Below are 20734 nucleotides of genomic sequence, written 5' to 3' on the forward strand. Positions count from 1 at the left end.
CTTCAACCAAGAACCAGGAGACGCGCCCATGTCAGCTGATACGTCCGCTCCGCGCGACGACGAATTCGGCTTTGCGCCCGACTACGACTCCCCCATCCCCTATATGCAGCGCACGCGCGACTATTACGCGGCAATCGGCTACACCACACCGTATCGCTGGGCGCATTACACCGCGGCCCCGTTCCAGCCGCTGAAGAAGCCACTGGCGCAGTCGCGCGTGACCATCATCACCACGGCGGCGCCTTATGATCCCACCAAGGGCGACCAGGGGCCTGGCGCCGCCTATAATGGCAGCGCCAAGTTCTACCAGGTCTATGATGGCGACACGTCGCAGCAGCACGATCTTCGCATCTCCCACATTGGCTACGACCGCAAGCACACGTCGGCCACCGACAGCGGCACCTGGTTTCCGCTGCCGCAGCTCTTGAAGGCGAGCGCATCGGGCCGCATCGGTGAAGTCGCCCCGCGCTTCTTCGGCGCGCCGACCAATCGCAGCCATCGCGTCACGCTGGATACCGACGCGCCGGAGATTCTGGCGCGCTGCCTTGCAGACGAGGTCGATGTCGCCGTGCTGGTGCCGAACTGTCCGGTGTGTCACCAGACCACCGCGCTGGTGGCGCGACACCTGGAGGCGGGTGGCATTCCGACCGTGATCATGGGCTGCGCCAAGGACATCATCGAGCACGCCGCTGTCCCGCGCTTCCTGTTCTCGGATTTCCCGCTCGGCAATTCCGCGGGCAAGCCGCACGACGTCGCCTCGCAGGCGCAGACCTTGGAGCTGGCGCTTAGACTCTTGGAGACCGGGAGCGGGCCGCAGACCACGATGCAGTCCCCGCTGCGCTGGAGCGAGGACGCGTCCTGGAAGCTCGACTACAACAACGTCGCGCAGCTTTCCCCGGAGGAACTGGCGCGCCGCCGCGCCGAATTCGACAAGCAGAAGGAGATTGCGCGCGGCAACCGCGCCGCCTGACGTCCTCCAATAACCAAGGGAAAAATGGGAGAGCGACGTGACGCGACCGTTCGAGGGCGTGAAGATCCTGGATTTCACCCAAGTGCTGGCCGGCCCCTATGCGAGCTATCAGCTCGCGCTGTTAGGAGCCGACGTCATCAAGGTCGAGCGGCGCGAGGGCGAGGACATGCGCCGCACGCCGCTCTCTCGCGAATGGGCCGAGCGGGGGCTCGCGCCGGCGTTCCAGGCCATCAACGGCAACAAGCGCAGCCTGACCCTCGATCTGCAGAAGCCCGAGGCGATCGCGATCGTGAAGAAGCTCGCGGCCCAAGTCGACGTCGTCATGGAGAATTTTCGCCCGGGCGTGATGGACAAGCTCGGCATCGGCTACGAGGCGCTGTCGGCGATCAATCCCAAGCTGATCTATTGCGCGGTGTCAGGCTTCGGCCAGACCGGACCGGATCGTTTGCGGCCCGGCTATGACGGCAAGATGCAGGCGCTGTCGGGCATCATGGCGATTACCGGTCACCCCGAGACCGGACCGACGCGCGCGGGCTTTGCAGTCTGCGACGTGCTTTCGGGCGCGACGGCCGCGTTCGCGGTATCGAGTGCGCTCTACCAGCGCGACCGGACCGGCAAGGGCCAGTTCGTCGACGTCTCCATGCTGGAGGCGACCGTGGCGTTTCTGTCGGGCCAGATTGCGGATTGGTCGGTCGCGGGCCATCGCCAGCAGCTGTCGGGCAACCAGGCCGTGAGCCGCAAGACGACGGCCAATCTGTTCAAGGCCGGTGACGGCTACATCCTGCTCGCAGTCAACAACGAGAAGCAATATCGCGCGCTGATGACCACGCTCGGCCGCGAGGACACGCTGTCGGATCCGCGCTTCGCCGACTGGTTCGCACGCAACGAGAACGAGCCGGCGCTGCGGGCCATCATTGAGGAGGCACTAGCGAAACGGCCGGCGCGCGAATGGGAGACGATCCTGGAAGACGCCGGCGCGCCCTGCGCCAGCATCTGGAAGATCGAGGAGGTGATCGACCATCCGCAAGTGAAGGCGCGCGGCGCAATCCAGGAGCTGGATACGCCCTACGGCCGCCTCCGCTTTGCCGGCAGCGGGTTCAAGCTCGCGCATGGTGGCGGAAAGCTCGATCGCATGGCACCGGAGCTGGGCGCGGATACGGATGCGGTGCTCGGCGAGCTGGGGTTTGATGCGGCGGAGATCGCGGCGCTGAGGGCAAGGGAGATCGTTTAAAGGCGCGGGCCTCACATTCCACTGTCGTTCCGAATCGGCGCGCTTTTGGCGCGCTTGTCCGGGACGACGGTGAAATGAATGACGGCAGCGCCTAGAACAGCGACCCCTGCCCGTCGTCGGCCGATGCGGCCGCGACTTTGCGTGCGACCTTCTTCGGCTTCACCACTTCCGCCTCCATCTCCTCCGCGCTGATCGGCAGCACTAGCTGCTCGTCGTCATTGGCAACGCGGTTGACGCGGGTGGAGACCGGGTGCCAGGCGAATTCGCCGGTGCGGGGCGCGGTCATGAGCGGCAGGATCGCATCGATCTCGTCGCCACGGCAATCGAGCCAGCGCTCGAAATCGCGCGGACTGATGGTCACAGGCACGCGGTCATGCAGCGCGGCCAGATCCTCGCCCGCAGCCGCCGTGACGATCGCGACCGTGTCGAGCTCCTCGCCGTTCGGCCCGATCCAGGTCTCGAACACCGCGGCAAAACCGAGCGGCCCACCGTCGGCGCGGTGGATGAAGAACGGCTGCTTGCGGCCGTCCTCCGCCTTCCATTCGTAATAGCCGTCGGCCGGGATCAGGCCGCGCCGCCGGCGAATCGCTTTCTTGAAGGCCGGCTTCTCCAGCACCGTTTCGGAGCGGGCGTTGATCAGCAGCGTAAAGCCCTTGGGATCTTTCACCCAGCTCGGCAGCAATCCCCACCGCATCAGGCGGAAATGACGCGCGCCATTCTCGACCAGCACGACCGGAATCGGTTGGGTCGGCGCGACATTGTACCGGGGCGGGAAATTCGGCTGCTCGACATAGCCGAACAGTTGCCGTAAAGCCGCGGGGGCCGAAGTTATGACGAAGCGTCCACACATCTCAAAGCGTCTATATAGGGTCCGTTCAGGTCCTTTTAACCCCGAACGTTAACACTGCGGCCGATGAGCTCAATGGCCTCCCAACCCGCGCGGACGCATGTACAGACGGGCCCTGAGGCTGCGGCCTGGGCGGAACGGCTGCGCGTGGCCAATATCAACCCGCGGACCGGGCTTGCCACCGACTATCTCAACCATTTCAATGAAGCCGTGATGCTCCTGGAAATGATCCCGGACATGCCGGAATGCGCCGAGGACTTTTTTACCTGGTCGCCGCTGTCCTATGCCGAGCATTTTACGGCCTCGAACTTCAAGGCCCGGGATCTCGCCATCGAAGCCTATGAGAAGGCCGATCCCACTGTGCGGGCCCAGTTCGACCACATCACCGACACCATGACCTCGATCCTGACCGCGGTCGGCTCGGCCATGCGCGAGGTCGAGAAGGACGCGACCCGTGTCCGCCTCGCCGAACAGGCGACGGCTTGGGTCAAGCCTCTGATCGCAGCCTGTGGCGGCATTATCAATGGCGGCGCGGAAGCCGACGTCGACACCATCATGGCGAACTGAACCGTGGCTTCGGTCGCCCAGCCCACCCGTCCCCAGATTGCGGTCAGTGCCGCGATTTTCCGCGAGGGCAAGGTGCTGTTGACTCGCCGCGCCCGCTCGCCCGCAAAAGGCTTCTATTCGCTGCCGGGCGGCCGGGTCGAGTTCGGCGAATCGTTGCACCAGGCCCTGAGGCGCGAAGTCGACGAGGAAACCGGGCTCGAGATCGAAATCGGCGGGCTTGCGGGCTGGCGCGAGGTGCTGCCGGCCGCACCCGGAGCCGGCCATTATTTGATCATGTCATTTGCCGCCCGCTGGGTGACCAGGGAACCGTCCCTGAACGATGAGCTCGACGATTATCGCTGGATCGCTCCGGATGCCCTGGGCAGCATCTGTGACCTCAAGCTGACCGGGGGGCTGGAGGAGGTCATCCAGTCGGCCGCACGGCTGATCGGACCCTAGTCACCACGCCTTGCGTCCCCAGCCCCGAGGGGGCATACAGCCCGCCGATGTCGACGCGATTTCTGGCCCTTTTTGTCCTGATTCTCGCCTGCGCTTCTGCGCCCACCCGGGCCCAGGACGTGGCGGCGCCGTTCGACGCCGATTTGCAGCGGCTGGCCGAGATCCTTGGCGGACTGCACTACCTGCGCGGCATCTGCGGAGCCAATGAGGGCAACAAATGGCGCAACGAGATGCAGGCGCTGATAGATGCCGAAACCCCCTCAGGCGAACGCCGCACCCGCATGATTGCCGGCTTCAACCGCGGTTATAACGGCTTCCAGCAGACCTATCGGAGCTGCACACCGGCAGCGACGGTGGCGATCCGCCGTTACATCGAGGAGGGCGCAAAGATCTCGCGGGACCTGACGGCGCGCTACGCAAACTAGATTTCCCGGTCATTGTCATTCCGGAGCGCGACAAAGGCGCGAACCCGGTATCCATCGCACCAACTCTGCCGCCTGATGGATTCTCAGGTGCGCAATTGCGCACCATAGTTCGCGCCTGACGACGCGCCCCGGAACGACGAGCAGTGGAACTTTATCGTCGACTTTGTTCACAGCCGTTAACCGTTCTTAAAGATGTGGTCTAGCGGTCGTTAATGCCCGTGCTACACCTCTCGCACAGCGCATCGCCGTGGATCGCGCCCCAGCCCTGATCGAGTTTCATGAGCCAGCCGATTTCCTACGCCCCCGCCCGCGCCCCGCTGCCCGACCATGAGCAGAAACAGGCCGCCTTGAGCTATCTGAACGAGGCCTGGGCCGAAGCGCGCCATGACGGCGTCGACGGCGACTGCCTGGCACAGGCGAGCCTGTTTGCGGCCCTCGCCGAGCTCGTCGGCACCTATGGCGAGGACGCGGTGGCGAAGTTCGTCGAGGGCTTTCCCGCCCGCATCCGCAACGGCGAATTCTCGGTCTGCCTGGCGAGGCAATAAGGGCCGCTGAAAAGGCAGCGTCGGACGAACGCAGCCATTCATCACGGCGCGATCTTCAGCGTCGCTTTCATGTTGGGATGATAGCGGCAGTAATAATCGACCGTTCCCGCCTTCTTCAGCACTGATGTGGCCGACTTGTTCGGCGGCAAATTCACGTCGAAATCGCCGTTCTTCGCAGTGGCGGTGTGGGCGAAGACGTCCTTGTTGATCCATTGAATGGTGTCGCCGACCTTCGCAGTCACTTCGGCCGGCGAGATCACGAGATTCTGCATCGTGATCTCGATGGTGGCGGCGTGCGCCGGGACGGCGGTCGTCGCGAAGACAAGGGCGATGGAAGATAGCCGTCCCAACCTCATCGCACGCTCCTTACTTCAGCTCGGCCGCGACGTGTTCGGCGTGCTGCTCATGGCCCTGGAAAATCTTCAGGCCGGTCTGCAACAGGCTCTTCAGCTCGGCATTGCTGGCGGACGGGATCAGCTGGGTCTCCAGCGCGCCGTTGACCGTCTTGTGATAGGCGACCTCGTTGGCGACATAGGCCTTGTCGAAGGCCGCGCCGTTCAGCTTGTCGAGCTCGGCCAGCTTGTCGCTCGCCTGCTTCGACAGCGCCTTGCTGGTGTCGTTGTCCTCAGGCGTGACGTTCAGCTTCTTGACCAGCGCCAGGGCCTGCTTGTTGACGGCCTCGTGGTCGCGCAGCATGTCTTCGGCAAATGCCTTGACGTCCTTGTTCTTGGCCTTCTTCTGTGCCTGCTTGGCTGCGTTGATGTCGATCACGCCCGCGGTGTAGGCGATGTGGGCAATCTGCGGATCGGTGAGCTTGTCTGCAGCCCGCGCGCCTTGCAGCAGCACGGGGCTGGACAACAGAATGGCTGCGGCGAGCGCCGCGCTCCGACGAACGAACATGTTTGACACTCCTGTGCTACCGGACGTCTCGCCGGCGTTGCTTCACAGGAATTGGATGGGCGTTTCGCGCAAACGTTCCCAAGAAATTTCAGCCGCCGACACCGAGACGCTTCAGCACCGCCTCGGTCAGGCGCTCGCAGCGCCAGCCGGCGAATGGAAAGGCGTCCATCATGACAGGGCCGATCTCCTTCTCGACATTCTCGCGCAGCATGGTGCGAGCGCGATGCAGCCGCGTCTTCACGGTCTCGGGCTTGACGCCGAGCAGATCGGCCGTCTCCTCGATGCTCATGCCCTCCATGACCCGGGCGACGAACACCATGCGGAAGACATCCGGCAACTCGTCGATGGCGCGCTCGACGACGCGCTGGATTTCACGTTGGGCCATGGTCCTTTCCGGATCGCCTGCGGGAGAAACGGGAAACTTGATGATCTGCGCCTCGAGCGCCTCTTCCGGTACCGCACCGAGCTCGACATGCGGCTTGGCGCTTCGTACCCGGCCAAGCGCCTCGTTGATGGCGATACGGGACAGCCAGGTCGACAGCGCGGACTCGCCCTTGAAGCCGTCGAGGTGGGTGAAGGCCCGGACATAGGTCTCCTGCACCACGTCCTCGGCTTCGCTGTCGCTGCGCAGGATGCCGCGCGCGAGGCGATAGAGCCTGCGGTTGTTGGCCTGCATGATCTCGCGGAGCGCGGCCTCGTCGCGGCCCCGCGCCCGGTCGATCAGCTCGGATTCCAATGATCTGGCACCGGCGGACAGGCCGGCTGCGGTCCGTTGCATTGCGGTCACCTGTTTCCGTTAATTCCGGACATTGGATGCAGGCTGGCAGGAAAGGTTCCCAACTTTCTTGCCCTTCCCTGGGTATTCTCCGCCTAATCTGTCTCGATCGGTAGCGCCGGGTCCCTCGCCCACTCGCCCATGGAGGCATCGTAGAGCGTCAGGCTATCGTAGCCCAGCTGCGTCAGCATGAGCAGGTCAATGGTCGCCGAGATGCCGCCGCCGCAATACAGGATCACGTTCTTGTCGCGCGTGACGCCTGCCGCGGTGAATTTCGCTTCGGCATCAGCGGGCGAGATCAGGGTCTTGTCGGCATTGACGAGCGTTGCAGCCGGTACGTTGACGCTGCCGGGCACGCGGCCCGGCCGGCCGTAGCGGCTCGGCTCGAGGCCTCGATGATATTGCGGCCCGAGAGCATTGACCGTGACGGTCGAGGGATCGCCGATGCGAGCCTTCACAAAGTTCTTGTCGACGAAGAAGCCGGTGCGCGGCGTGGCCTTGAAGGTGGTGGCCGGATAGCCTTTCGAGGCGCCTGTCTCGACCGGATGTCCCTCCTCCTTCCACTTGTCGAAACCGCCGTCGAGCACCCACGCGGCGACGCCGAGCGAGCGCAGCATCCACCAGAACCGTGTGGACCACATCATGGTGCCGATGCTGTAGAGCACGGTGGGTTTGGTCGCATCGAGGCCGTGGCGGCCAAAGGCAGCCTCGAGCCGGGCCACATCAGGCATCATGAAGAATTGCGGCGCAGAGACGTCCGAGAACTCACCTTGCAGATCGAGGAAATCGGCGCCCGGGATGTGGCCGGCAGCGAAGGTCTTGTCACCGGGAACGGCGCGATAGGGTACCTCGCTGCCTGATGGCGCGGGATCAAGATAGGTCGTGCAGTCGTAGAGGCGGAGATTTGGGTCGCCCAGGATGGCGGCGAGCTGCTCGGTGGTGATGAGGGCACTCTGGCTCATTGATCGTCTCCCATCATACGCGCACTATCCCCGTCACCCTGAGGTGCCGGAGCACAGCGGAGGCCTCGAAGGGCACGGCCACTAGCGGGGCCGCTCATCCTTCGAGGCTTGCCGTGCAATGCAAGAGCATTGCATGGCGCGCACCTCAGGATGACGGATCACAACGAGCGCGGCCTCCTACTGCTTCAGCGTCTCCATAAACCGCACCGCTTCGCCCTGCGACGGCGTCACCAGCTCGCCCTGCCACATCACGCGCTTGCCGCGCACAAACGTGCCGACGGGCCAGCCGGTGACGCGCAGCCCATCATACGGCGTCCAACCGGCTTTCGACGCGACCCATTTGTTGGTGATGGTTTCGCTGCGCTTGAGATCCACAACCGTGAAATCGGCATCATAGCCGGCGGCGATGCGGCCCTTGCAGGCCATGTTGTAGAGCCGCGCGGGGCCGGCGCTGGTGAGATCGACGAACCGTGCCAGCGACAGGCGGCCCGCGTTGACGTGATCGAGCATCAGCGGCACCAGCGTCTGCACGCCGGTCATGCCGGAGGGCGAAGCGGGATAGGTCTTCTGCTTCTCTTCCAGCGTATGCGGTGCGTGATCGGAGCCGAGTACGTCGACGATGCCCTGCTCGATGCCGCGCCAGATGCCGGCGCGGTGATCGGCTGATCGCACCGGCGGGTTCATCTGCGCCAGCGTACCGAGCCGCTCGTAACATTCGGGGGCGACCAGCGTGAGATGATGCGGCGTCGCCTCACAGGAGGCGACATCCTTGTAGTCGCGCAAGAACTCGATCTCTTCCTTGGTCGAGATGTGCAGCACGTGGATGCGTTTTCCCGTCTCGTGCGCGAGCTTGACCAGGCGCTGCGTCGCCATCAGCGCCGCGGTCTCGTCGCGCCAGACCGGATGCGAGCGCGGATCGCCTTCGATGCGCAGCGCCTTGCGATCGTTGAGACGATACTCGTCCTCGGCGTGGAACGCGGCGCGACGTCGGATCACCTGGAAGATGCGGCGCAGGCTCTCGTCGTCTTCCACCAGCAAGGCGCCGGTCGAGGAGCCGATGAACACCTTGACGCCGGCGCAGCCGGGCGCGCGCTCCAGCACCGGCAAGTCCTGCACGTTCTCGCGGGTGCCGCCGATGAAGAAGGCGAAATCGCAATGCATCCGGTGACGGGCGCGCTTCACCTTGTCGGTGAAGGTGGCTTCCGTGACGGTCAATGGCGAGGTGTTCGGCATCTCGAACACCGCGGTGACGCCGCCCATCACGGCGCTGCGCGAGCCGGTCTCGAGGTCTTCCTTCTGCTCCAGCCCGGGCTCGCGGAAATGCACCTGCGTGTCCATGACGCCGGGCAGGATGTGCAGGCCCTTGCAGTCGATCACCTCGGCGGCGGAGCCTTGCGACAGCGCACCCAGCTCGGCGATGCGACCGCCGGTGATGCCGATATCGCGAACACCCTCGCCGTCCTGGTTGACGACGGTGCCGCCCCTGAGGATCACATCGAAACGCTGGGTCATGGAGCCTCTCTCATCCCCAAGCGCAGGGCTCGAGGTCTTGTCGTTTATGCCTTGCGGGCTTACGTTCCGGAGCAACATGTCGCAAGAGATTTTCGCATGAAATCAGCGTTTCTTCCCGACCGGGGCGTAATCAAGGTCGCGGGCGATGACGCGCGCAACTTCCTCAACGGCCTCATCACCACCGACGTCGACAGGCTCAAGCCGGGCCTGGGGCGATTCGGTGCGCTGCTGACGCCGCAGGGCAAGATCATCGTGGATTTCCTGATCACGGAAGCGCCCATTGGCCATGGTGGGGGGTTCCTGATCGACTGCCCGAAGGCGCTGGCCGACGGCCTCGCCACCAAGCTGAAATTCTACAAGCTGCGGGCCAAGGTGACGGTGGACAACCTCACGGGCGATCTCGGCGTGCTCGCGGCCTGGGACGGCCCGTTGGCAGCCCAGCCGGACCTCGCCTTCGCCGACCCGCGCAATAGCGAGCTTGGCTACCGCATTTTGATCCCCGAAGATCTCAAGCAAAGACTCTCCGACCTGATCGGCGCCCAGCTGGTCGATGCCGCCGACTACGAGGCGCACCGTATCGCGCTCGGCGTGCCGCGCGGCGGGCTCGACTTCATGTACAACGACGCGTTCCCGCACGAGACCAACATGGATCGCCTCGCCGGCGTCGATTTCGACAAGGGCTGTTATGTCGGCCAGGAGGTCGTATCGCGCATGCAGCATCGCGGCACCGCGCGAACCCGCAGCGTCAAGGTGCTGCTCGACGGCCCTTCGCCCGAGGCGGGCGCGACCATTCTCGCCGGGGAGAAGCCGGTTGGCACGATCGGCTCGAGCGCCCGCGGCAAGGGCATCGCGCTGGTGCGCATCGACCGCGTTGCTGACGCGCTCGATGCAGGCCAGCCGCTCACCGCTGGCGGCCTCGCTGTGAGGCTCGCCGAACCTGACGTCGTCCGCATTCCATTGAAGCAGCCCAGCGCATGAGCCGTGCTCCCCGCCTGCATCCCGACGGAAAGACCCGCTGCCCCTGGCCCGGGGAAGATCCGCTCTACGTCGCCTATCATGACACCGAATGGGGCGTGCCCGAGTATGACGACCGCGCCCTCTATGAGAAGCTGATCCTCGACGGCTTCCAGGCCGGCCTGTCCTGGATCACGATCCTGCGCAAGCGCGACAATTTCCGCAAAGCGTTCGACGATTTCCAGCCGGAGAAGATCGCGCGTTATACCGACAAGAAAGTGCACGCGCTGATGAACGACGTTGGCATCGTGCGCAACCGCGCCAAGATCGAGGGCACGATCCTGAGCGCCAAATCGTATCTCGATATCATGGAGAAAGGCCCGGGCTTCTCGAAGCTGCTATGGGACTTCATGGACGGCAAGCCCAAGGTCAACAATTTCAAGACCACGGCTAGCGTTCCGGCGTCGACGCCGCTGTCGGTGCAGATCTCCAAGGAGCTGTCCTCGCGCGGCTTCAAGTTCGTCGGCCCGACCATCGTCTATGCCTTCATGCAGGCGACCGGCATGGTCAACGACCATCTCGTCGACTGCCATTGCCACGCGACCTGCAGCAAGCTGCAGCGCAAGCCGCGCCTCAAGACCAAATGACCGCCGGGAAGAGCGCGCGCGCAGCGGAGTCCCGCGCCTGGCAACGCATGCTGTCGGGCCGGCGGCTCGATCTGCTCGATCCCTCACCGCTCGATGTCGAGATCGCCGACATCGCCCATGGGCTCGCGCGCGTCGCGCGCTGGAACGGTCAGACCACCGGTGCTCACATCTTCTCGGTGGCGCAGCATACGCTTCTGGTGGAAACCGTGCTGCGGCATGAGATGCCGCGCGTCGACCCGCGCATGCGGCTCGCAGCCCTGCTGCACGATGCCCCCGAATATGTGATCGGCGACATGATCTCACCGTTCAAGGCGGTGCTCGACGGCCATTACAAGGTCGTGGAGAAGCGCCTGTTAGGTGCCATCCACATCCGCTTCGGCCTGCCGCCGGTGCTGCCCGACGAGATCACGTCAGCCATCAAGGCCGCCGATCGCGGCGCGGCTTATCTCGAGGCGACCGAGCTCGCCGGTTTCAGCGAGAGCGAGGCCAGGCGCCTGTTCGGCAAGGATCCCGGTCTCTCCGACAGCATCCGGCGCGACTATCTGACGCCCTGGACGGCGGCGCGGGCCGAGAAGCAATTTCTGGAGCGGTTTGGCGCCGTGTTTGCGCAGGTGCCGTAGGATGGGCAAAGGCGCCTTTGCGCCGAGCCCACGTCTTCTGACGTTTGCGCTGGGAACGGTGGGCACGCTTGGCTTTGCCCACCCTACGGCACCGGCTATAATCACCGCCCAAAAGGTCCGCCATGATCCACGTCTGTTCGCTCGCCGCTCTTCCCGAAACCGTCCGCCGCACCGGAGCCAGCCACGTGCTGACCGTGATGGCCAATGTCGAACAGGTAGCGCGGCCTGTGTCGGTACTTCCGGCCAATCATCTCAAGGTGTCGATGGACGACATTACCGAGGAGATGGACGGCTTTGTCGCACCGTCCGAAGCCCATATCGATCAAGTGCTGAATTTCGTGCGCGGCTGGGATCGCGGCGCTCCGCTGGTGGTGCATTGCTATGCCGGCATCAGCCGCTCCACGGCCAGCGCATTCGCCGCCGTCTGCGCACTCAATCCTGATCGCGACGAGGTCGAGATCGCGAAGAAGATCCGCGCAGCATCTCCGGTCGCCTCGCCGAACCGGCGCATCGTCAGCCTTGCCGACCGCGCGCTGGGGCGTAATGGCCGCATGCTGCGCGCGCTGGACGAAATGGGCCCAGGCGAGATGCTGGTCGAAGGCCGCCCCTTCGTGATCGAGCTCGAATGACAGCAGCGATCGTCACCGCATGAGGGACAAGCTGCTGACGCCGATCGAGATCGGCCTGACTGCCGCGATCGTCGCGATCGAGGATCACGAGCCATTGGTGCTCACCGCGCGGGGCAGCGACGGGCTCGCCGGCCTCCCGTTCGGTCCATTCGATGCGCCGAGCCATCGCACCTTCGAGATCGGCCTGCGCGCCTGGGTCGAGGCACAGGCGGGCTTGCGGCTCGGCTATGTCGAACAGCTCTACACCTTTGGTGATCGCGGCCGCCATGCTGAGGCCGGCGACACCGGCGCGCATATGGTGTCAATCGGCTATCTCGCGCTGACGCGCGCCGCCGAAGGCGCCGCGAATGCGGCGAGCTTCGAGCCCTGGTATCGCTTCTTCCCCTGGGAAGACCGGCGCGAGGCTCCGCCCGCGATCATTGCCCGCGACATCATCCCGGCGCTGACCGCCTGGGCCGAGGCGGAGCCGCCGGAGACCACGCGCGCGCTGCCGCGGAAGGATCGCGTGCGGTTCTATTTCGGCCTTGACGGTGCTAGCTGGGACGAGGAGCGCGTGCTCGACCGCTACGAGCTCCTCTACGAGGCCGGCCTCGTCGAGGAAGCGCGGCGCGACGGCCGGCCTGCGGCCCTGGCGCGCAAGACGCTCCCCACACTCGGCACCTCGATGCGGTTCGACCACCGCCGGATTCTCGCCACGGCCATCGCGCGGCTGCGTGCAAAACTGAAGTATCGCCCTGTGGTATTTGAACTTTTGCCCGCCGAGTTCACACTCACTGAGTTGCAGTACACGGTGGAAGCGATTTCCGGCCGGCACCTGCACAAGCAGAATTTCCGCCGTCTGGTCGAAGCCGAGGCCTTGGTCGAACCGACCGGCGTCATGTCGACACAGACGGGCGGGAGACCGGCGGCGCTCTATCGCTTCCGCCGCGACGTGCTCCAGGAGCGACCCGCGCCGGGCTTGCGCGTACGCTCCCGGCGCTAGATCAAGTTTAAGGTCGGCCCCTGCCCGCCGATCGCCAGGAGGCCCCATGCTCGACGCGCCATTCGACGTCTTTGCGGTGATGATTGCGATCGTCGCGTTTCTGATCGCGCTGAAGGCGTCCAACCAGGCGAGCGAGCTGCGCAGACGGCTAGGCTCGCTGGAAGCTGCGTTACAGGCGCAGCGACAGGTCCCGCCACCGCCGCCCTTGCCCGTGCAGGAGCAGGTGGGCGCGCCCGCGGCAGAACCGCCGCCGCTTGCGCCCGAGACCGAGGTCGCACCGCCGCCGCTCGTCATGGAAGAGGCTTCGCCGCCCCCGCCCCAGGCTAGGACCGACACCGATGCGCCGCCGCCGTTGCCCGCGCCGGCCCCCGGCTTCGAGGAGCGGCTCGGCACGCGCTGGGTGGTGTGGATCGGCGGCCTTGCGCTCGCGCTCGGCGGCTTCTTCATGGTGCGCTATTCGATCGAGGCCGGCCTTCTCGGCCCTGGCGTACGCGTATTCCTCGGCGGCCTGTTTGCAGCCGCGTTGCTGGGCGCCGGCGAATGGACGCGGCGCAAGGAAAGCATTTCCACCATCCAGGCGCTGCCGATCGCCAATATCCCCGCGATCCTGACCGCGGCCGGAACGGCGGTCGCGTTCGCAACCGTCTATGCAGCCTACGCGCTCTATGGCTTCCTCGTGCCTGCCACCGCCTTCGTGCTGCTCGGCATCGTTGCGATGGGTACGCTCGCGGCAGCGCTGCTGCACGGGCCGGCGCTCGCGGGCCTCGGCGTGGTCGGCGCTTTTGCGACGCCGGTGCTCGTGTCCAGCGGCAAGCCGGACTATTGGGCGCTGTACATCTATCTCGCCATCGTCACCGCCGCGAGCTTCGGCCTCGCCCGTATCAGACTGTGGCGCTGGCTCGCGGTAACGACGATCGTCTTCGCCGTGCTCTGGATCTTCCCGGGGCTTGACACCGGCGAGCTGCAGGTCGCGCCGCATGCGTTCCATGTGATCGCCGGCTTCGTGCTCGCCGCACTGCTCGTGGTCTGCGGCTTCATGTTCGGTCCTGATATCGAGGACGGACAGATCGAACCGGTGTCGTCGAGCGCGCTCGGCGCCTATCTGTTCGGCGCAATGCTGATCGTGCTGTCGAGCGCTCATACCGATCTCGCGCTGATCGCTTTCACACTCCTCGTTGCGGCGACGCTGTTCGTCGCCTGGCGCGCAGAGTCCACCGTCGGCGCGCTGGGGGCGGCCGCCGCGACCGTGTTCATCGTGTTCGCAGAATGGGCCGTGCGCGCCAATCCTGACATGCTGGTGCTGCCGGGCGGCCCAATGCCGGGCATCGCGCCGACCGCGACCGACAGCGCGGTGACGCTGCATCTGGTGACGGCCGCAATCTTCGCCGCCGGCTTCGGTATCGCAGGCTTCCTCGCGCAGGGACGATCCCGTTCGGCGATCATCGCCGTGGTTTGGTCGGCGTCGGGCGTCGCCACGCCGATCGCAATCTTGATCGCCCTCTACGCCCGCATCGCCCATCTCGATCGCTCGATCCCGTTCGCGATTCTCGCGGTGCTGCTCGCCGCCAGCCTTGGCGCGGCGACGGAAATGCTGACTCGCCGCGAAACGCGGCCCGGCCTTGCGATCTCGACGGCGCTGTTCGCAACCGGCACGCTCGGGGCGTTGGCGCTGGCGCTGACCTTCGCGCTGGAGAAGGGCTGGCTCACCATTGCGCTGGCGCTGATGTCGCTCGGCACGGCCTGGATCGCGATGCAGCGGCCGATCCCGTTCCTGCGCTGGCTTGCCGCCATCTTCGCCGCGATCGTCACGGCGCGCATCGTCTACGATCCGCGCATCGTCGGCGATGCCGTCGGCACGACGCCAATCCTGAACTGGCTGCTGTGGGGCTACGGCCTGCCCGCGGCCTCATTCTGGGGGGCGAGCATCCTCCTGCGCCGCCGCGGCGACGATGCGCCGCTGCGCATGGTGGAAGCGGCTGCGATCCTGTTCACCGCGCTGCTCGCCTTCATGGAGGTCCGCCATCTCGCAACCGGCGGCGACATGATTGCAACGCCGTCACTGCTCGAGGCCGCCTTGCAGGTCTGCGTAGCGCTGGCGATGGCGATCGGGCTGGAGCGGTTGCGGCTGCGCAGCCACAGCATCGTGCACAATGTCGGCGCCGTCGTGCTCACCGCGACCGCCGGTCTCATCAGTGTGTTCGGCCTCCTGATCCTCGAGAACCCGCTGATCTGGCGCATCGACGTCGGCGGCGCGGTATTCAACCTGCTGCTGCTCGGTTACGCGCTGCCGGCGGTGCTGATGTTGCTGCTCGCCTATGCGGCGGTCGGCGAACGCGGCAAGGTCTATGCGAACACGATCGCGGGCGGCGCGCTGGTGTTCGCGCTCGCCTACGTCACGCTGGAGATCCGCCGCTTCTATCATGGTCCGTTCCTCAACAGCGGCGAGACCACGGGGGCCGAGCAATACACCTATTCGATCGGCTGTCTCGCTTTCGGCGTCGTGCTGCTCGGTGTGGGCATAACGGTCAACTCCGAGCGCGCGCGGCTGGCCTCGGCCGCCGTGATCGCGCTGACGATCCTCAAAGCCTTCGTGATCGACATGTCGACGCTGACAGGCGTCTACCGTGCACTGTCGTTCATGTGCCTCGGCATCGTGCTGGTGGCGATCGGCTGGCTCTACCAGCGCATCCTCTTCCGGCGGCAGGTCACGGCACCACCGGCAGCGCAGACCGGCACATAGCACACCGCCCGCTCTTAGGCCGCGCGGACCGATTCCAGGAACTGCGCGACCTCGACCTTGAGGCGAGTGCTGTCGGACGCCAGCGATTTCGCCGCCGAGAGCACCTCGACCGAAGCCTCGCCGGTCTCGATCGCACCGCGCTGCACGTCGGTGATGTTCGACGAGACCTCCTGGGTGCCGACCGAGGCCTGCTGCACGTTCCGCGAGATCTCCTGCGTCGCCGCGCCCTGCTCCTCGACGGCGGCGGCAATCGCCGCCGACACCTCGGACAGCCGCTCGATGGTGCCGCCGATCTCCTGGATGGCGCTGACGGATTCCTGGGTTGCGGCCTGAATGCCCGAGACCTGCGCCCCGATCTCGCCGGTTGCCTTGGCGGTCTGCTCGGCCAGCGCCTTGACCTCGGACGCAACGACGGCAAAGCCGCGGCCGGCCTCGCCCGCGCGTGCCGCCTCGATGGTGGCGTTCAGCGCCAGCAGATTGGTCTGGCCTGCGATGGTATTGATGAGCTCGACGACGTCGCCGATGCGAGCGGCCGCTTGCGACAGCTCGTTGACGCGCGCGTTGGTCCGCGTCGCCTGTTCCACGGCCTCCGCCGCCATCCGCGCGGAGTCCTGCACCCGGCGGCTGATCTCGGTGATGGAGGACGACAGTTCCTCCGAAGCGGATGCCACCGCCTGCACGTTGGTTGACGCCTCCTCCGAAGCCGCGGCCACGACGGTCGCCAGCTCCTGTCCGCGCCGCGCCGTGTTGGTCAGCGTCGACGCCGAGGCCTCGAGTTCGGTCGAGGCCGACGACACGGTCCCAACGACCTCGCCGATCATCACTTCGAACTTGCGGGTGATGGCGTCGACACGGCGGCCGCGTTCGATTTTGGCCTCGGCGTCGGCTGCGGCGGCCTCATCGGCAGCCTTCTTGGCGATCAGCGCCTCCTTGAAGATCTGGAGCGCATCCGCCATCGCGCCGATCTCGGTCCGCTCGCCGCGATGGGGCACCTCGGCGGAGAGATCGCCCTCGCCGAGCGACTGCATCGGCTTGATGATGGACGCAATGCCCCGCGAGACGTCGCGCACGAGATAGTAGGCGGCGCTGATCGCGATCACGACCGAGAGCACGATGATTCCGACCAGCACGCGGAAGATGGTGGCGTAGCTGTCAGCGGCCTGCTTCGTTTCCAGCTCGGCGCCGTGATTGTTCAGCTCGATGCCCTTCTGGAGCAAGGGATCCGCTGCCTGGGCCATCTTCGCGACTTTGGTCTGCAGCATCTCGTTGGCGTCGGCCGGGAACTTGCCGGGGCTCTTGCGCGACAGCGCCATCGTTTCCTGAACGCCGGTCAGGTATTCCGCCCACGCCTTGGTCCACTGCTCGTAGATCGATCGTTCCTCGGGCGAGGTGATCAGGCCTTCATAGATCTTGCGGGTCTTCTCAATGCGCTCGCGCAGCGGAGCCATGCGCTTCTCCGCGGCGTCCTTGCCCTCAATGCTCTCCTGCATCAGGTGTAGACGAAGGACAACGCGCAGTTCGTTGATGTCGGCGCGCATCGAGCCGAGCGCGCGCACGCTCGGCAGCCAGCTCTCGGCGATCTCCACGGTATGGGAATTGATGTTCTGCATGGTGCCGATCGCCACTACGCCGACGCCGGCGAGCGAGAGCACGAGGACCGACAGAACGGTCAGAAGCTTGAAGACGATCGACAACTTCGACATCACGACAAATCCCGATGGTATCCGGTAACGCGCACATCACCTGCGCCATAGACGTCACGACGGACGACCGGGCGGAGGTCAGTTCAACAATGCTGGCTGGTTCTCATCTCGTAAGATTGCGCTCCATGATCGCAAACAGGCGTTAACAGGAACCTACGCAAAACCACGGGTCGGCTCCCCATCGACGGGAAGGGTGCACCCGTCAGGCCGCCCGCACAGAATCCAGGAAACGAGCGACCTCGATCTTCAGCCGGTTGCTGTCGCCGGACAGCATCTGCGCGGCGGACAATACTTGCGACGACGCCGAGCCGGTCTCGCTCGCGCCACGCTGCACGTCGGTGATGTTGGACGAGACCTGATGCGTGCCGTGTGCAGCCTGCTGCACGTTGCGCGAAATCTCCTGCGTAGCAGCGCCTTGTTCTTCGACGGCAGCCGCGATGGTCGAGGAGATCTCGGACAACTTCTCGATGGTATCGCTGATGTCCTTGATGGCGCCCACCGATTCCTGCGTTGCGGCCTGGATGCTGGCGATCTGCTGGCCGATCTCACCGGTTGCCTTCGCCGTCTGCTCGGCGAGCGCCTTGACCTCGGAAGCGACGACGGCAAAGCCCCTGCCGGCTTCACCGGCGCGTGCCGCCTCGATCGTCGCATTGAGCGCCAGCAGATTGGTCTGGCCTGCGATGGTGTTGATCAGTTCGACAACATCGCCGATGCGCGTCGCCGCCTTGGACAACTCGCTGACGCGATCGGTGGTGGTGCGGGCCTGGCCAACCGCCTCGCTGGCGACGCGCGCCGATTCCTGCACTTGGCGGCTGATCTCCGTGATCGAGGACGATAATTCCTCAGTTGCGGAAGCCACCGACTGCACATTGGTGGACGCTTCCTCCGAGGCCGCTGCCACCACGGTAGTGAGTTGCTGCGTGCGCTCGGCGGTCGAGGTCAGCGTCGTGGCTGACGCTTCGAGCTCGGTCGAGGCCGATGATACCGTGCCGACGATCTCGCCGACGGCACCTTCGAAGCTGTCGGCGAGCCTGTGCATTTCCGCCCTGCGCTGCTCCGCCGCGATCTGATCCTCCCGCATCTTGGCTTCCGCCTCCTCGCGTGCCTTCTGCTCGGACACGATCTTGAATTTCTCGACGGCGCCGGCAACCTCGCCGACCTCGTCCTTGCGGCCGAGTCCCGGCAGCACGACCGAGAAGTCGCCACCGGCGAGCTTCTCCATCGCGACCGTCAGCGCGCGCATCGGCCGCGCGATGCTGAAGACGGAGAAGATACACGCACCGATCAGGACCAACGCGGCCAGGACGCCAGTAACCAACGACGTCCGCGCGACGGAGGCGGCTTCTGCTTCCGCGGCACTGCGCGCATCGGCGCTTCTTTGCTTGGCAAAGCCGGTGATCTGGTCGGCCAGCACGGAGATCTCTTCGTTGATCGGCGCCAGCGTTTCCTTGCGGAAGTGGTCGATTTCGGAGGTCAGCTTGGCGACTTGCGCCGCTGCCTCGCCATCGTTCTTCCCGCCGATCGCGAGCTGCTGCTTGCGGATCGATTCGATGTGCTGCTGACCTTTGCCGAAATCGCCGACCAGAGCCGTCAGGCGATCGATCCGTTTGTGGTTTTCAGGCGAACGCGAGAGCTTGGCCATCTCGCCTGCGAATTTCAGGGCGGCGGTCTGGCGGTCGTTGAAATAGGTGACGGCCTTCTGCATCTCGGCCGGTGAGGTCGAACTCAGGATGTCGCGAATTCCGATCTGCATTCCGCGTACCGAGGCCTTCGCCTCGGCGGCATTTTGCGCGATCGACTGCTGTCCAAATGCCCCGTTGCTGAGCTTCTGGACCTCGGCATCTCCGCTCATCTGAAGGAAGATCATCAGCGCGACGAGGCTGATCGTCAGCGCCGAGGTGACGGCGAGCTTGGTGCCAATTCGCAGGTTCTGAATGAACATCATTGCAATAGTCCTCGGGGTACGCATCGTCGCGGCGAAGCGCGCAGCAGCCCGAGAAGGCTAACCGTGGGGTTGCTCATTAACGTTAAGCCGCAGGGCTCACCGCCTGGGTAGAAATACGGACAGCACCATTCAAATCGCCGAATTTACACAGCTTTCACGTGCAAATGATCAAGGCCTCGCCGATTTGCACGGGCTGGGTTCGTTAACGAGGGTCCGCATTTGCACGGCTGTCCGTGCAGCCCGCGGCCTCGCCGACCAGGCTGATGCGAAACACCGGCTCCTTGTTCTCGTCGAGCAGCTCCATGCTCCACTTCGCGTTCGGTTTCAGGTTGCGCGAAATGCTGCCGAGCAGATTGGCGCAGACCTCGGTCATCTCTGTCCAGGCTGCAGCCCGATCCTCGAACTCATACGGCTGGTCGGCGGCACCAGAGTAGCGGCCGGTGCTGATGCGGAAGAAATACAGCGACATCGTTGAACCCGTTCGTAGGGCCGCTCCCGGCCGTCACGCAGGCTGGGGCGCCAGTCGCTACCAACGCATGAAAACCGCGGGCCGTATGATTACGGCGCGGCGGCTTCACAAGCGGTGCATTCTGTCAGGCAGGCAAGACAATCGCGGTAGCTTCGCGCAATGTCACTCGGTCGAGCGGCGCAACTCCAGCGGAGCGTCGTTCTTCGAATCCGACTTGGGCTCGGACTTCACTGGCTCGATCCGGCTGCTCTCGACCCGCGGCGTCTCGACCCGCGCCGCGACTTCAGTGCTGGATGCACTGATCGAACCGGTATGCTCCGAGCTGCGTAGCGAGCGCGGCCGCGCGACGGCGCGCGCCATCAGCATCTGGTTGCCACCCTGATGATGGAAGTCGCAATAGGCGAAGCCCATGCCCGAGACCGAACCACGGAAGCTGCGATCGTCGGTTTTTTCCAGGTTGAAACAAGGCTCAAACGGAATGCCCTTGATCGAGGCGCAGACGTTCTGACCGCGGATCTGGAGCGTGTTGCCGGGAAGCCGGATATGGCGCACCGGGCCCGAGCCCGAGAACTGCACCGCGCCGGCAGCGCCGAGATCATCGAGGATGCGGCCTGCACCGCGCGTGCCGTCGAAGCACGTGAAGGCGAACACCTTGCCGGCGACGAAGCGGCGCGCCTCATCCGCATTCATGCTCCCGGCCAAAGCGATGGCCGGCGCAAACGTCACGGCCGCCGTGACAGCCCCCCACACAATACGCGCAAGCATGCTCAACTCCGAACTAACCCCCGCAGCGGGCGATGCCTTATCTCTTTACCCGCTGCTTACCATACTAACCATGGCGACATTGAAGCAGCTTGGTTGGTAAAGTCTGAA

General features: G+C 65.1%; 22 protein-coding genes. 12 read left to right on the forward strand and 10 right to left on the reverse strand.

Annotated features, from left to right (window positions below):
- The first annotated feature begins 28 nt into the window (after positions 1-28).
- Both BM374_RS25500 and BM374_RS25505 read left to right on the forward strand, forming a co-directional pair.
- Positions 29-970, forward strand: a complete 942-nt coding sequence (locus BM374_RS25500; protein WP_092298408.1) for a glycine reductase — start codon at positions 29-31, stop codon at positions 968-970.
- A gap of 37 nt (positions 971-1007) precedes the next feature.
- Positions 1008-2201, forward strand: coding sequence for a CaiB/BaiF CoA transferase family protein (locus BM374_RS25505; protein WP_092298411.1), 1194 nt, complete (start codon positions 1008-1010; stop codon positions 2199-2201).
- Between the two features lie 91 nt (positions 2202-2292).
- Here the strand turns inward: BM374_RS25505 and BM374_RS25510 are convergent, their stop codons facing one another.
- The gene (locus BM374_RS25510) at positions 2293-3051 is read right to left on the reverse strand and encodes an SOS response-associated peptidase (protein ID WP_092298414.1); all 759 of its coding nucleotides are present in this window, start codon (positions 3049-3051) and stop codon (positions 2293-2295) included.
- 63 nt (positions 3052-3114) lie between these two features.
- Between BM374_RS25510 and BM374_RS25515 the strand changes: the two genes are divergently transcribed.
- The 4 genes from BM374_RS25515 to BM374_RS25530 all read left to right on the forward strand — a co-directional run bounded on the left by BM374_RS25515 (position 3115) and on the right by BM374_RS25530 (position 5023).
- Positions 3115-3615, forward strand: a complete 501-nt coding sequence (locus BM374_RS25515) for a hypothetical protein (RefSeq protein WP_092298417.1) — start codon at positions 3115-3117, stop codon at positions 3613-3615.
- A gap of 3 nt (positions 3616-3618) precedes the next feature.
- Positions 3619-4053 (forward strand): NUDIX hydrolase, encoded by a 435-nt coding sequence (locus tag BM374_RS25520; RefSeq protein ID WP_092298420.1) that lies wholly within the window; start codon positions 3619-3621, stop codon positions 4051-4053.
- A gap of 47 nt (positions 4054-4100) precedes the next feature.
- Positions 4101-4478 (forward strand): TIGR02301 family protein, encoded by a 378-nt coding sequence (locus tag BM374_RS25525; protein ID WP_092298423.1) that lies wholly within the window; start codon positions 4101-4103, stop codon positions 4476-4478.
- Between the two features lie 278 nt (positions 4479-4756).
- Positions 4757-5023 (forward strand): hypothetical protein, encoded by a 267-nt coding sequence (locus BM374_RS25530; RefSeq protein ID WP_092227477.1) that lies wholly within the window; start codon positions 4757-4759, stop codon positions 5021-5023.
- Positions 5024-5064: 41 nt separating this feature from the next.
- Here BM374_RS25530 and BM374_RS25535 read toward each other — a convergent pair whose 3' ends face one another.
- The 5 genes from BM374_RS25535 to BM374_RS25555 form a co-directional block, all read right to left on the reverse strand.
- Positions 5065-5379, reverse strand: coding sequence for a cupredoxin domain-containing protein (locus BM374_RS25535; RefSeq protein WP_092298426.1), 315 nt, complete (start codon positions 5377-5379; stop codon positions 5065-5067).
- Between the two features lie 10 nt (positions 5380-5389).
- The gene (locus tag BM374_RS25540) at positions 5390-5923 is read right to left on the reverse strand and encodes a DUF4142 domain-containing protein (protein ID WP_092298429.1); all 534 of its coding nucleotides are present in this window, start codon (positions 5921-5923) and stop codon (positions 5390-5392) included.
- Positions 5924-6011: 88 nt separating this feature from the next.
- Positions 6012-6701, reverse strand: coding sequence for an RNA polymerase sigma factor (locus BM374_RS25545; RefSeq protein ID WP_092298432.1), 690 nt, complete (start codon positions 6699-6701; stop codon positions 6012-6014).
- Between the two features lie 92 nt (positions 6702-6793).
- On the reverse strand, positions 6794-7660 hold the full coding sequence (locus BM374_RS25550) for a sulfurtransferase (protein WP_092298435.1): 867 nt from the start codon (positions 7658-7660) through the stop codon (positions 6794-6796).
- 177 nt (positions 7661-7837) lie between these two features.
- Positions 7838-9172 carry a dihydroorotase gene (locus BM374_RS25555; RefSeq protein ID WP_092298438.1) on the reverse strand — a complete coding sequence of 445 codons (1335 nt, stop codon included), beginning with the start codon at positions 9170-9172 and terminating at the stop codon, positions 7838-7840.
- A 96-nt stretch (positions 9173-9268) separates the two neighbouring features.
- Between BM374_RS25555 and ygfZ the strand changes: the two genes are divergently transcribed.
- The 6 genes from ygfZ (at position 9269) to BM374_RS25585 (ending at position 15744) form a co-directional block, all read left to right on the forward strand.
- A complete protein-coding gene (gene ygfZ, locus BM374_RS25560) occupies positions 9269-10150 on the forward strand; it encodes a CAF17-like 4Fe-4S cluster assembly/insertion protein YgfZ (protein ID WP_092298441.1) in 882 nt (293 codons plus the stop codon).
- Positions 10147-10773 (forward strand): DNA-3-methyladenine glycosylase I, encoded by a 627-nt coding sequence (locus BM374_RS25565; protein ID WP_092298444.1) that lies wholly within the window; start codon positions 10147-10149, stop codon positions 10771-10773. The genes ygfZ and BM374_RS25565 overlap by 4 nt, the downstream gene beginning before the upstream one ends.
- On the forward strand, positions 10770-11393 hold the full coding sequence (locus BM374_RS25570; RefSeq protein WP_092298447.1) for a YfbR-like 5'-deoxynucleotidase: 624 nt from the start codon (positions 10770-10772) through the stop codon (positions 11391-11393). The genes BM374_RS25565 and BM374_RS25570 overlap by 4 nt, the downstream gene beginning before the upstream one ends.
- A gap of 122 nt (positions 11394-11515) precedes the next feature.
- On the forward strand, positions 11516-12022 hold the full coding sequence (locus tag BM374_RS25575; protein WP_092298450.1) for a tyrosine phosphatase family protein: 507 nt from the start codon (positions 11516-11518) through the stop codon (positions 12020-12022).
- A gap of 19 nt (positions 12023-12041) precedes the next feature.
- Positions 12042-13004 (forward strand): NUDIX hydrolase, encoded by a 963-nt coding sequence (locus BM374_RS25580; protein WP_092298453.1) that lies wholly within the window; start codon positions 12042-12044, stop codon positions 13002-13004.
- Positions 13005-13050: 46 nt separating this feature from the next.
- A complete protein-coding gene (locus BM374_RS25585; protein WP_092298456.1) occupies positions 13051-15744 on the forward strand; it encodes a DUF2339 domain-containing protein in 2694 nt (897 codons plus the stop codon).
- A 14-nt stretch (positions 15745-15758) separates the two neighbouring features.
- Here the strand turns inward: BM374_RS25585 and BM374_RS25590 are convergent, their stop codons facing one another.
- From BM374_RS25590 to BM374_RS25605, 4 genes are all read right to left on the reverse strand, one after another.
- Complete coding sequence (locus BM374_RS25590; protein WP_177248526.1) at positions 15759-17447, reverse strand: methyl-accepting chemotaxis protein; 1689 nt, start codon at positions 17445-17447, stop codon at positions 15759-15761.
- A gap of 202 nt (positions 17448-17649) precedes the next feature.
- On the reverse strand, positions 17650-19392 hold the full coding sequence (locus tag BM374_RS25595; protein WP_177248527.1) for a methyl-accepting chemotaxis protein: 1743 nt from the start codon (positions 19390-19392) through the stop codon (positions 17650-17652).
- A 202-nt stretch (positions 19393-19594) separates the two neighbouring features.
- Positions 19595-19861 carry a DUF6894 family protein gene (locus BM374_RS25600; protein ID WP_092298466.1) on the reverse strand — a complete coding sequence of 89 codons (267 nt, stop codon included), beginning with the start codon at positions 19859-19861 and terminating at the stop codon, positions 19595-19597.
- Between the two features lie 162 nt (positions 19862-20023).
- Positions 20024-20626, reverse strand: a complete 603-nt coding sequence (locus BM374_RS25605) for a hypothetical protein (protein WP_092298469.1) — start codon at positions 20624-20626, stop codon at positions 20024-20026.
- Positions 20627-20734 lie beyond the last annotated feature (108 nt).

The sequence above is a fragment of the Bradyrhizobium sp. Ghvi genome (genome assembly GCF_900115265.1).
Lineage (GTDB): Bacteria > Pseudomonadota > Alphaproteobacteria > Rhizobiales > Xanthobacteraceae > Bradyrhizobium.

Excerpts from the sequence above, each read along its gene's own strand:
- ygfZ (WP_092298441.1), top strand. The coding sequence starts at position 9,269 with ATGAAATCAGCGTTTCTTCCCGACCGGGGCGTAATCAAGGTCGCGGGC.
- BM374_RS25570 (WP_092298447.1), top strand. The coding sequence starts at position 10,770 with ATGACCGCCGGGAAGAGCGCGCGCGCAGCGGAGTCCCGCGCCTGGCAA.
- BM374_RS25550 (WP_092298435.1), bottom strand. The coding sequence starts at position 7,660 with ATGAGCCAGAGTGCCCTCATCACCACCGAGCAGCTCGCCGCCATCCTG.
- BM374_RS25525 (WP_092298423.1), top strand. The coding sequence starts at position 4,101 with ATGTCGACGCGATTTCTGGCCCTTTTTGTCCTGATTCTCGCCTGCGCT.
- BM374_RS25600 (WP_092298466.1), bottom strand. The coding sequence starts at position 19,861 with ATGTCGCTGTATTTCTTCCGCATCAGCACCGGCCGCTACTCTGGTGCC.
- BM374_RS25515 (WP_092298417.1), top strand. The coding sequence starts at position 3,115 with ATGAGCTCAATGGCCTCCCAACCCGCGCGGACGCATGTACAGACGGGC.
- BM374_RS25555 (WP_092298438.1), bottom strand. The coding sequence starts at position 9,172 with ATGACCCAGCGTTTCGATGTGATCCTCAGGGGCGGCACCGTCGTCAAC.
- BM374_RS25535 (WP_092298426.1), bottom strand. The coding sequence starts at position 5,379 with ATGAGGTTGGGACGGCTATCTTCCATCGCCCTTGTCTTCGCGACGACC.
- BM374_RS25575 (WP_092298450.1), top strand. The coding sequence starts at position 11,516 with ATGATCCACGTCTGTTCGCTCGCCGCTCTTCCCGAAACCGTCCGCCGC.
- BM374_RS25590 (WP_177248526.1), bottom strand. The coding sequence starts at position 17,447 with ATGTCGAAGTTGTCGATCGTCTTCAAGCTTCTGACCGTTCTGTCGGTC.
- BM374_RS25500 (WP_092298408.1), top strand. The coding sequence starts at position 29 with ATGTCAGCTGATACGTCCGCTCCGCGCGACGACGAATTCGGCTTTGCG.
- BM374_RS25585 (WP_092298456.1), top strand. The coding sequence starts at position 13,051 with ATGCTCGACGCGCCATTCGACGTCTTTGCGGTGATGATTGCGATCGTC.
- BM374_RS25565 (WP_092298444.1), top strand. The coding sequence starts at position 10,147 with ATGAGCCGTGCTCCCCGCCTGCATCCCGACGGAAAGACCCGCTGCCCC.
- BM374_RS25545 (WP_092298432.1), bottom strand. The coding sequence starts at position 6,701 with ATGCAACGGACCGCAGCCGGCCTGTCCGCCGGTGCCAGATCATTGGAA.
- BM374_RS25540 (WP_092298429.1), bottom strand. The coding sequence starts at position 5,923 with ATGTTCGTTCGTCGGAGCGCGGCGCTCGCCGCAGCCATTCTGTTGTCC.
- BM374_RS25580 (WP_092298453.1), top strand. The coding sequence starts at position 12,042 with ATGAGGGACAAGCTGCTGACGCCGATCGAGATCGGCCTGACTGCCGCG.
- BM374_RS25605 (WP_092298469.1), bottom strand. The coding sequence starts at position 20,626 with ATGCTTGCGCGTATTGTGTGGGGGGCTGTCACGGCGGCCGTGACGTTT.
- BM374_RS25510 (WP_092298414.1), bottom strand. The coding sequence starts at position 3,051 with ATGTGTGGACGCTTCGTCATAACTTCGGCCCCCGCGGCTTTACGGCAA.
- BM374_RS25530 (WP_092227477.1), top strand. The coding sequence starts at position 4,757 with ATGAGCCAGCCGATTTCCTACGCCCCCGCCCGCGCCCCGCTGCCCGAC.
- BM374_RS25595 (WP_177248527.1), bottom strand. The coding sequence starts at position 19,392 with ATGATGTTCATTCAGAACCTGCGAATTGGCACCAAGCTCGCCGTCACC.